Origin of the sequence: Shewanella sp. Choline-02u-19 (assembly GCF_002836205.1) — a bacterium.
GTDB lineage: Bacteria > Pseudomonadota > Gammaproteobacteria > Enterobacterales > Shewanellaceae > Shewanella.
Window position 1 is genome coordinate 2,420,793 of the sequence record NZ_PJBE01000013.1, and the last position, 11,265, is coordinate 2,432,057.

The window sequence follows — 11,265 nt, forward strand, 5'->3', positions numbered from 1 at the left end:
ATAACAACAACAAAAACTCATCACAGCTTATTTTCAATTTCACAACAAAATAAGCTCAAATTATGAGATGCTAGTTTGTAAATCAGTGGAATAACAATAAGTGTAAATACCATGGATGAAAAAATTACTCAGCCACAAGACAATACGCCTCCTCAAACTGTTAGTGCACCTAAAGATATAAAACCAAAGAAATTTTTAAACAGCATTAATCATTTTCGTGGCATCGCTATCATCTTTATTGTTATGGCGCACTGCTACCGCCCTGCCGGGTGGCAGATTGAAACTTTTGCCGACAAAGCTTGGTTTAATTTAATGATGAATGGCACGGTCTTTTTTGTGTTTATTTCAGGCTTTCTGTTTCACCATGTATTTTATAACCGCTGGGATTACAAAAAATACATGAAGAGCAAAACTAAGTTTGTTTTTCTGCCCTATTTACTGCTGTCGCTACCTTGGATTGTCTGGCATCTCACCGTTGGAACCGAGCCTGCATTACATGTTCTTTATGCCGATATAACAGCGCCTGCAGAGGCTGCCAGTTGGTATGTCATCACCGGCCGTACATTAACCGCCTACTGGTATATTCCAATGGGTATGATGCTTTTTGCCCTGTCACCGTGGGTAATGTACTTAATTAAAAAACAACACGTCATGTATTGGGCTGTTGCGCTGCTTGCTATTGCCGTGATGGTGCATCGGCCAATTTCCAACCTTAATGCTATTCAATCCTTGGTTTACTTTCTCCCGGTGTATTTGCTGGGGGTGTGGGGCTCAGCACATCGCGATAAGCTGTTCCCATTTATTGATAAGTACTGGATCCCTATGTTTATTTCAGCCATTGCATTGGCATTGATTCAAGCACAATTTTTTGGTGCTGGCGTGCTTAATAAAGCGCCATTTGAAATGACGGTGCCAGACCTGATGCTACCGCAAAAACTGTTACTGACATTGGTGATCTTGGCCATTTTGAACAAGTTTGAACATATTTCAATCGCGCCACTGCAAAAGTTAGCGGAGGTGAGTTTTGCCATTTACTTTATCCACCCGTGGCTTACTACGCCTTGGTGGATGATCTACGATAGCCCAGATTTATTCGGCCTCGCAGGTAAAGGCAACATCTTCACTACGTTAATTGTCACGCTCATAGTGGTCGCCATCTCGTATATGATCGCCGTGTTAATCAAAAAATTATTAAGTAAACGCAGCCGATACCTTATTGGTTGGTAATCATTTGTACAAAATAATAAGAAGTAGAAAATGAATAAAATTTATTGCCTTGCATTACTGGGTCTGACATTGCAGGGCCCACTAGCACGCGCCGATGCAGCAACTGAGTTTGATGGCCCTTACGTGATAACCCCGATATCTGGCCAAAGCACGGCTTACTGGATCTGTGACAATAAACTCAAAACGACCTCGATAGACAAGCTGCAAGTGAATCGACCAGAGCATTGCGGGGATTTACCCGAGGCTAAGATCTCAAGCGAGATTAAGCAGCTCATGCCTGACACTTACGTAGGTATTAAAAAGGTGGTCGCGTTAAGTGATGTACACGGCCAGTATGACGTGCTGATTACTCTGCTTAAAAAGCAAAAGATTATTGATAGTGAGGGAAATTGGGCCTTCGGCGAGGGGCATATGGTGATGACGGGGGATATTTTTGACCGCGGCCATCAAGTCAATGAAGTGCTGTGGTTTATGTATCAGCTCGACCAACAAGCTAGAGATGCTGGCGGCATGGTACATCTATTAATGGGCAATCATGAACAGATGGTACTCGGCGGTGACTTGCGCTATGTACACCAGCGTTATGATATAGCCGCAACCCTCATTAATCGCCCCTATAACAAGCTCTACGGCGCAGATACTGAAATAGGTCAGTGGTTAAGAAGTAAAAACACCATTATCAAGATCAACGATGTGCTGTATATGCATGGTGGGATCAGCAGTGAATGGATCAGTCGAGAGCTAACCTTAGCCAAAGCGAATGCCCTGTATCGTGCTAATGTGGATGCGTCGAAAAAATCACTAAAGGCAGATGACTTACTCAATTTCCTTTTTTTTGGAAACGGGCCAACTTGGTATCGAGGCTACTTTTCAGAAACATTTACCGAAGCTGAACTGGATGCCATTTTGCAACACTTTAATGTTAGTCATATCGTGGTCGGACACACCTCCCAAGAACGGGTCTTAGGTCTATTTAACAACAAGGTGATTGCCGTTGATAGCAGCATAAAAGTCGGTAAATCAGGTGAACTGCTATTACTGGAAAATAACCAGCTTATACGCGGGTTATATGACGGAACACGTGAAACACTGCAGGCAAATAGCCGTAATCAATAAAAAGTCCTCTAAGCTAGATAGTAAGCAAAGCAGTATGGTGGCGGTCAATAAGTGACAGCCACCTAATTCAGTTTGGTTGGCTCTCTAAGCATTATTCATTTAGCACACTCTGTCAGTCAACACGCTTATCTGCGCTTCATTACTCAATAAACCCCACTTACAGCGCGACAAATGATACGCAAACTCAAGAGATGCTATTTAGATGTTAACTCAGCAGGTTTTTTGTACTGAGACTGTAAATAACTAAACGCTAATTTTCTCTACTTTACATTGCTTTACCCTACTGAGGCTGTTTTTTTCTTAAAATACACCCAACTTCGGCTGTCTTAAGTAATCACTCATGAAAACCTCATATTTTCTCATTCCTATCTTGCTGATACTGGCCGGTACGCTGACGTATAGCCGTTTATCTGAGGCTAAAAAACCAGTTTCAAAAGAGCGAGCTGTTCGTACTGTCCCCGTGATAACCGGGACTGTTGAGCAACATGATTTAGCACAATCCCTATCACTCGTTGGTAAACTTGATGCTGAACAGTCAGTGTTTATTGCACCACAAATCGCGGGGAAAATACGTGCGATTAATATCAGCTCAGACCAAGAGATAAACGAAGGCCAACTACTCATTCAACTTGATGATGCAAAAGCGCAAGCAGCACTAGCAGAAACCGCTTCATACCTCGCGGATGAAAAGCGCAAACTCAAAGAGTTTTCAAAACTGATTAGCCGCAATGCCATTACCCAGACTGAAATTGATGCACAAAAAGCCAATGTTGATATGGCAACAGCCAGACTCGCAGCTGCCCAAGCAGACTTGGATTATCATTATTTAATCGCCCCCTTCTCGGGAACTGCAGGTTTAGTCGACTTTAGCCAAGGAAAGATGGTGACGGCCGGAACGGAGCTCATCACCCTCGACGACCTGTCGAGTATGCGCTTAGATCTTCAAGTCCCAGAGCATTACTTAGCCTTGCTAAGTCCCGGAATGACAGTGGTCGCTACTAGCCGTGCTTGGCCAGATACCCACTTTACCGGTGAAGTCATTGCAATCGATTCTCGCGTCAACCAAGACACCTTAAATTTGCGCGTTAGGGTCCAATTCACCAATCCTAATCATCACCTAAAGCCTGGCATGATGATGTCTGCCACCCTGGTTTTTCCGACAGTCTCTGAGCCGGTTATTCCCGTGCAAGCATTGGAGTATTCCGGTACCAATCGATTTGTTTATGTCATTGGAGAAGACAATATCGCTAAGCGCACTAAAGTGACCTTGGGTGCCCGCATCGATAATGAAGTATTGATCACTAATGGCTTAACCATTGGCGATAAGGTCGTCGTACAAGGGCTGGTCAATATGCGCGATGGTTTACGTGTCGAAGATTTAACAACTCCCTCAGTGATCGCCAAAGAAGCTGAACAGCTTACAGAACAAGCTCGAGGTAGCATTTAAATGTGGTTATCAGATGTATCCGTCAAACGTCCTGTGGTGGCGATTGTTTTAAGCTTACTGCTGTGTGTATTTGGCGCAGTCTCGTTTAGTAAGCTCTCTGTGCGTGAAATGCCTGACGTTGAAAGTCCAGTCGTCACAGTGATGACCACCTATGATGGTGCCTCGGCGACCATTATGGAGAGTCAAATCACCACCGCATTAGAAGATGAACTTACCGGTATTAGCGGCGTAGACCAAATTGAGTCGGTGACCCGTAACGGCATGAGTCGGATAACAGTGACCTTCTTTTTAGGATGGAACCTAACTGAAGGGGTCAGCGATGTACGTGATGCTGTCGCCCGCGCTCAACGCCGGCTGCCAGATGAAGCAAAAGATCCTATCGTTTCAAAAGATAACGGCACCGGTGAGCCCTCGGTATACGTTAACTTGAGTTCCTCAATAATGGATAGAACTCAACTTACCGACTACGCCCAGCGCGTACTTGAAGACCGATTCAGCCTCATCAGCGGCGTGAGTAGTGTCGACATCTCTGGCGGCTTATACAAAGTCATGTACGTTCAACTCCAACCAGAACTCATGGCGGGCAGGCAAGTGACTGCCAGCGACATTATTAAGGTTCTCAATCAAGAAAACGTAGAAACCCCAGGCGGTGAAGTCAGAAATGACACCACTGTGATGGCCGTAAGAACGGCAAGGCTATATCAAAAACCTGAAGATTTTGACTACCTAGTACTGCGCAGATCGAGTGATGGCACACCGGTTTATTTAAAGGATGTAGCTAATGTCTTTATTGGTGCAGAGAACGAAAACTCGACGTTTAAAAGTGATGGCGTCGTCAATATCAGTTTAGGCGTGGTACCGCAATCCGATGCAAACCCGCTTGAAGTTGCTCAAGATGTGCATAAAGAAGTCGACCGCATTCAGCAGTTTCTTCCTGAAGGAACAAAGTTAATCGTCGACTATGACTCCACCGTGTTTATCGATCGCTCTATTGATGAAGTGTTTAATACCTTAGCGGTAACGGCTTTACTGGTGATATTGGTGCTGTACATTTTTATTGGCCAAGCACGCGCAACGCTTATTCCTGCCGTTACCGTGCCAGTGTCTTTGATCTCAGCCTTTATCGCCGCTAACACTCTGGGTTTTTCGATTAACCTATTGACCTTGATGGCGCTAATTTTATCCATTGGCTTAGTGGTCGATGACGCCATTGTGGTGGTTGAAAATATCTTCCACCATATTGAAAAAGGGGAGCCCCCTCTCCTTGCTGCTTACAAAGGCACGCGTGAGGTTGGTTTTGCGGTTGTCGCCACCACTGCTGTACTGGTGATGGTGTTTCTACCCATTTCATTTATGGAAGGCATGGTTGGCCTGCTATTTACCGAATTTTCGGTGATGTTGGCAGTATCCGTTATTTTTTCCTCGATTGTCGCATTAACTTTAACGCCTGTACTGGCCAGTAAACTGCTAAAAGCAAATGTTAAGCCGAATCGATTCAATATTTGGATAGAGTCCATGTTCGCGCGGCTAGAACGGTTCTACCGACGCATGGTTAGCAAAGCGGTGTCATTAAGATTAGCGGCACCACTGGTGATTATCGCTTGTATTTTAGGCAGTTGGTTTTTGATGAATCAAGTGCCCGCTCAGCTTTCCCCACAGGAAGATAGAGGAGTAATATTCGCCTTTATCAAGGGTGCAGAAGGTACCAGTTACAACCGTATGGCCGCCAATATGGAGATAGCCGAAAAGAAACTCATGCCGCTATTAGGCCAAGGTGTGGTCAAGTCCTTTAGCATTCAAGCTCCCGCTTTTGGTGGTCGTGCTGGTGATCAAACTGGCTTTGTGATTATTCAGCTAGAAGATTGGAACGAACGTGACATCAATGCCCAACAAGCGCTAGGCGTCATTGCCAAAGCCTTAAAAGGGATCCCCGATGTAATGGTGCGCCCAATGTTGCCTGGCTTTAGGGGCGGTTCGAGCGAACCAGTACAATTCGTTTTAGGGGGCTCAGATTACCAAGAATTATTTAAATGGGCGTCCGCGCTGGAAGAGGAAGCTCTGTACAGTCCAATCCTAGAAAGTCCTGAAATTGACTATAAAGAGACCACACCGGAACTGGTGGTCACGGTTGATCGTGAACGCGCAGCTGAACTGGGCGTTAGCGTGGCAGAAGTGTCTGAAACTCTAGAGGTCATGTTAGGTGGCCGCAGTGAAACCACCTTTGTCGAGCGTGGTGAAGAGTATGACGTCTATCTTCGTGGTGATGAAAATAGCTTTAACAACGTTGCCGATCTCAGCCAGATTTATATGCGATCCGCAAAAGGAGAGCTCATTACGTTAGACACTATCACCCATATTGAAGAGGTCGCTTCAGCGCAAAAGCTAAGCCACAATAATAAACAGAAGTCGATAACCCTTAAAGCCAACTTAGGCGAAGGTTACACTTTAGGTGAAGCGTTAGACTTTTTAGATCAAAAAGCGATTGAGATGCTGCCGAGCGATATTTCAGTGGCTTATACCGGTGAGTCAAAAGACTTCAAAGAGAACCAGAGCAGCATATTTATCGTATTTGGTTTAGCACTACTGGTCGCCTATTTAGTGCTTGCAGCGCAATTCGAAAGCTTTATCAACCCGTTAGTGGTGATGTTTACCGTGCCTATGGGCATATTCGGTGGCTTCTTAGGGTTATATTTGACGGGTCAAGGGCTGAACATTTATAGCCAAATTGGCATGATCATGCTTATCGGTATGGTGACCAAAAACGGCATTTTGATTGTTGAATTTGCCAACCAGCTTAGAGATAAAGGCTTGGAGATAGAGCAAGCAATTATTGACGCATCGGCAAGGCGTTTGCGCCCTATTCTAATGACCGCTTTTACCACACTGATTGGTGCGATACCTTTGATTATGTCAACGGGTGCAGGCTCAGAAAGTCGTATTGCCGTAGGTACAGTCGTGTTCTTCGGCATGGCATTCGCCACATTAGTCACACTACTGGTGATCCCCGCCATGTATCGATTGATCTCGGGGGCGACTAAGTCACCAGGGTATGTAGAGGCTCAGCTCGATAAAGCCATTGCTGAGCAGGAGCTAAAACTACAATAAATATCAAGGTTACATCACTTAAAAGGGCTTGCTAGCGCAAGCCCTTTTGTTGTGTCAGTCACCTGGTGCTGAATCTGCCTATCTCAAGCTAGGACAAATGGAGTAATGTTAGAAGACGCTGTAATAAATGCCTTCGCTCCATAGAACAAATTAACTTACCCATAAAGCTAAACCAAATGTTGGACAATTTAGCCCCTCTAATACACAGTTTTGTAAAACCCTACTACAATTAAAAGTATATTCAACTGGTTGAAAGTAAGTGGTCTTTAACCTCAGATAAGACGGTTAAGCTTATGATTAAGTCTAAAGTGCCCCCTCGAGTAATTGAAACTATTAATATTAATGGCAAGTATTTTGCTGACCGACGTGCTGTATCCAGCGAGCAAACGACTGACAATACTCAAGTCGAAGCCTATGAGCGTAGACGCAAAAATAGCAGTCATAGATACACCAATATCGACATTTGGGTCTAATATCAACTTACTTACTGCACTTTGTATTGCCACTGAATAACCCTATATTGGGTGCGATGGGAATAAGCTCTGCTTATGCTCAGCTGTCACTAACGTTAACTATCTGCTTTTAATCTCTCGCGACGCTTCACTCCTTTACCAGCCTAATGTATTGTCTTGATCGCTACTTTCTAAAAATGGTCATCCCGTGAAAAAAATTGCTCTGTTTGTTGATGTACAAAATATCTACTACACCTGCCGACAAGCCTACGGTCGTCAATTCAATTACCGTAAACTTTGGCAACACCTTGGCTATGAAGGCGAGATAACCAATGCCACAGCTTACGCCATTCATCGTGGCGATGACGGTCAGTTAAAATTCCAAGATGCGCTGAAACACATAGGTTTTGAGGTCAAGCTCAAGCCTTTTATACAACGCAGTGACGGTTCGGCTAAGGGTGACTGGGATGTGGGGATCACCATCGACATTATGGAAGCCGCAAGTGACGTTGATTGTGTGATTCTACTGTCAGGAGATGGCGACTTCGACCTGTTGATGCTAAAAATCTACCAAAAATATGGCGTTGAAACCCAAGTGTATGGCGTCCCAGGTTTAACGGCAAAATCCTTGATCGACTCTACAGGTCAATACCACGAAATTGATGATAGCTTGTTACTCTAAATTGCGACCTTGTTAGCTGACTAAAGTGTAGCGAACAGCCGATGTTGAATATCGCTCGCAATGCTGCTTCATCGTTACTGCAAACCTAAACCTGCAAAAAGCCTTTAACGGTTTCATTAAAGGCTATTCCGAGCAACCCCTCTTAAACTCGATAAAGCTGTTCTACATATTTAGGCGCTTGGCTTTGCCAATCAAAACGTTGCTGTTTCGCTAATCGCTCCATCGAATGCCATTTGTCACTCTGATATAGCGCCATAGCACCTTCAAAAGTAGAGACAAGCGCAGCGCTTTGTTCAAACACATTGCTTCCTTCAAATACAAATCCCGTTTCTAAATGATGCACCGTATCTTTAAGTCCACCCACGTGATTGACCAAACAAAGCTGCCCTTCTCGCATGGCTAACATTTGACTAATGCCACAAGGCTCAAAGGAGCTCGGCATCAGAAACAGTGAACCGTGTTGATAAAGCGCCGTAGACACCCCTTCATCATAACCATCAAGAAAGATAAAATTAGCATTGCGAGCAGCAACATCTGCAAACTCACGTGCGATTTGAGGATCGCCGCTGCCCAGCAATACAAACTTGCCGTCAGGCGCTAGCAACGCCATGCGCTCAAGTAAAACTTGCAACACCGTTTTGCCACGCCAGCACGCTTCAACCACCTCATCAGCAAAACGATAGCGTAAAATCATCACTTTTTGGTCGGTGAGTCGACCAACAGAGGTCATTAGAAAATCAGCTTCACTGGTTAATGCTGAATCTTGCTGCCATTGATGCAACCGAGACAGCGCAATAAAATCCTGACTGCTGACATGCTCTCTCCCCATTTGCCAACGCAGCAATGCTGATTCAGCTTGAGCTAACAATGCTTGCCAATCGTTAAGCGGGAATACACGCGGAGCAGACAGGTTGCCCCCCATGTCTGTGACTTTACTTAACGGCAGTGCGGGGTACATGCAACCATTCAAAATACCAATAAGGCTTTGCTGGTCAAGCTTTGCTTGCAAGTCAGCTTCCAGCCCTTCCCCCCCAAAAAAACCTCGATTATGTGCTGAAGGCTGTAACACCTCTGCGGCATAACTGGGGGACACCAAATGCACCTTATCGCTCAAGACAATCGCGGCTCGTAGCGGGTTAACACAATTGGGATACCTTGGGTCGGTAATCGCTGCAAACTGTTGCTCGCTTAGCCTATCCGTTAGCGTCGGCAACCAAGCCGAAAGTGAAGAGCAATCATTGCTAAGTGGTCGAATACCTTGCAGTGCCAAATTGTGAATTGTAAACACACAAGGTAGCGTTTTAAGTGAATGAAAATGGCTATCAAATGCCCGCAACAGTGCAAAAACACCACAGTGCCAATCATGTAGATGAATCACATCGGGCGCTGGCGATATCACCTGACTTGGCTCATCCGCTGCAATGGCTAACAAATCATCATTCAATGCCTTGGCGACAGATAAACTAAACAGGGCGAATTTAGTCGCATCATCTGCAAAAGGACGCGCTGCATCGCCTTGGGAATAGATCTCGCCATTAGTGTTAAACAATGGATGTGAGAACAGATAGAAATAGCGATTATCCAGACTCGGATGAGCCGCTTTATAGACAGTAACCTGCTCTTCTCGTCCAGAGAAATTAACCTTGATCTCTGCAAGCCACTGCGCATTAGCAGCACGGTCCAAAAAACCATAACTGGGCATAGCCACATCAACGGCAACGTTGACCTTTGCTAGCGCGAGTGGCAGATCCCTGATAACGTCCGCCATGCCGCCCACTTTACCGCCTTCGATAGCAGCGTTTTCAGCCGCTAACATCAATATTCTGGGCATGATCTTATGCTCAGAATATTGATGTGTTTTGTTGCCAGTGATATGGCTTGCAACATTAGCTGCTGGTTGTTCATTTGCCATCGTTTACTCGTACCCCACTGGCAGACCCAACATGTCTCGCGTAACCAGCACCACACCTTTCTCGGAAACTCTAAAACCTTTGGCGCGATCATGGTCAAGGTTATAACCAATCACACTGCCTTCTGGAATGATGCAGCCGCGATCGATAATGGCATTTTTAATCTTGCAGTTTCGAAGCACCACCACGTCAGGCAGGATCACGGAGTCTTCAACCAATGAGTATGAGCAAACCCTCACCTCATTAAACAGCACGCTGCGCCGCACCGTTGCGCCAGAGATAATGCAGCCACCCGAAATAATCGAGTCGAGTGCCATGCCACGTCTGTCGTCATCATCAAAGACAAATTTTGCTGGCGGTAGCTGCTCTTGATAGGTCCAAATAGGCCATTTAGCATCGTATAAGTTTAACGCTGGCGTGGGCGACAATAGCTCCATATTCGACAACCAGAATGAATCGAGCGTACCGACATCGCGCCAATAAGCCTCTTCATTTGGAAATGCGCTTCTAAATCGATGGGCAAAGACCTTGTGATCTTCAATAATCGACGGAATAATATCTTTACCAAAGTCGCGCTCAGAGTTCTCATTTTGCGCATCACGTTTAAGCTGCTCGAATAAAAATTCGGTGTTAAATACATAGTTGCCCATGGACGCTAAACACTTTTCAGGGTCTTCAGGTAGGTGTTTTGGTAATTCAGGCTTCTCTTCAAATCCTAAGATCCGTCCAGACTCATCGACCTCAACAACACCGAATGCACCAGCCGCTTCAGGCGTGGGCACTTCTAGGCAAGAGACGGTCATATCTGCCCCCGACTCAGCATGCGTGGCTAAAAGTCCCGCGTAGTCCATGCGGTAAACATGGTCTCCCGACAAAATCATCACGTATTTCGGTAGTTCGTGGCGAATAATATCAATGTTTTGAAACACAGCATCGGCAGTGCCTTGATACCAGTTTTCAGAGTAGCGCTGTGAGGCCGGTAAAATCTCAACCGATTCGCCCAACTCTTTCTTAAAATGACCCCAGCCCCGCATAACATGACGGATAAGCGAGTGTGACTTATATTGCGTCACCACCCCAATACGGCGGATCCCGGAGTTAACGCAGTTCGATAATGGAAAATCAATGATCCTAAACTTACCTCCAAAATACAGTGACGGCTTAGCACGCCATTCGGTGAGTTCATGTAGCCTAGAGCCCCTGCCACCCGCAAGAATAATGGCATAGGTATCGCGCGTTAAATTACTAATGTAGCGTGGATCATTGCTCATACTGGTTCACTCCTTGAACGTACGTTATTGATATTCTTTATTAACTGAATGCTCA

At 45.3% G+C, this 11,265-nt stretch carries 8 protein-coding genes; 6 read left to right on the forward strand and 2 right to left on the reverse strand.

Translation table 11 applies throughout. The annotated features are described in order from the left end of the window. The first annotated feature begins 111 nt into the window (after positions 1–111). The 6 genes from CXF83_RS17205 to CXF83_RS17230 all read left to right on the forward strand — a co-directional run bounded on the left by CXF83_RS17205 (position 112) and on the right by CXF83_RS17230 (position 8,029). Positions 112–1,227 carry an acyltransferase family protein gene (locus CXF83_RS17205; RefSeq protein ID WP_232775138.1) on the forward strand — a complete coding sequence of 372 codons (1,116 nt, stop codon included), beginning with the start codon at positions 112–114 and terminating at the stop codon, positions 1,225–1,227. A 30-nt stretch (positions 1,228–1,257) separates the two neighbouring features. Then, on the forward strand, positions 1,258–2,343 hold the full coding sequence (locus tag CXF83_RS17210; RefSeq protein ID WP_101090586.1) for a shewanella-like protein phosphatase: 1,086 nt from the start codon (positions 1,258–1,260) through the stop codon (positions 2,341–2,343). Between the two features lie 340 nt (positions 2,344–2,683). Beyond that, the gene (locus CXF83_RS17215) at positions 2,684–3,790 is read left to right on the forward strand and encodes an efflux RND transporter periplasmic adaptor subunit (RefSeq protein ID WP_101090585.1); all 1,107 of its coding nucleotides are present in this window, start codon (positions 2,684–2,686) and stop codon (positions 3,788–3,790) included. Continuing rightward, the gene (locus CXF83_RS17220; RefSeq protein ID WP_101090584.1) at positions 3,791–6,895 is read left to right on the forward strand and encodes a multidrug efflux RND transporter permease subunit; all 3,105 of its coding nucleotides are present in this window, start codon (positions 3,791–3,793) and stop codon (positions 6,893–6,895) included. It begins immediately after the preceding gene. Positions 6,896–7,188: 293 nt separating this feature from the next. Then, complete coding sequence (locus tag CXF83_RS17225; RefSeq protein ID WP_101090583.1) at positions 7,189–7,368, forward strand: hypothetical protein; 180 nt, start codon at positions 7,189–7,191, stop codon at positions 7,366–7,368. Between the two features lie 187 nt (positions 7,369–7,555). Beyond that, entirely contained in the window at positions 7,556–8,029 is a 474-nt protein-coding gene (locus CXF83_RS17230; RefSeq protein ID WP_101090582.1) for a LabA-like NYN domain-containing protein, read from the forward strand. Between the two features lie 142 nt (positions 8,030–8,171). Here CXF83_RS17230 and CXF83_RS17235 read toward each other — a convergent pair whose 3' ends face one another. After that, positions 8,172–9,845: a glycogen synthase gene (locus tag CXF83_RS17235; protein WP_443018868.1), complete on the reverse strand. Its 1,674-nt coding sequence runs from the start codon at positions 9,843–9,845 to the stop codon at positions 8,172–8,174. Positions 9,846–9,944: 99 nt separating this feature from the next. Further along, on the reverse strand, positions 9,945–11,210 hold the full coding sequence (glgC, locus tag CXF83_RS17240; RefSeq protein WP_101090581.1) for a glucose-1-phosphate adenylyltransferase: 1,266 nt from the start codon (positions 11,208–11,210) through the stop codon (positions 9,945–9,947). Positions 11,211–11,265: the final 55 nt, after the last annotated feature.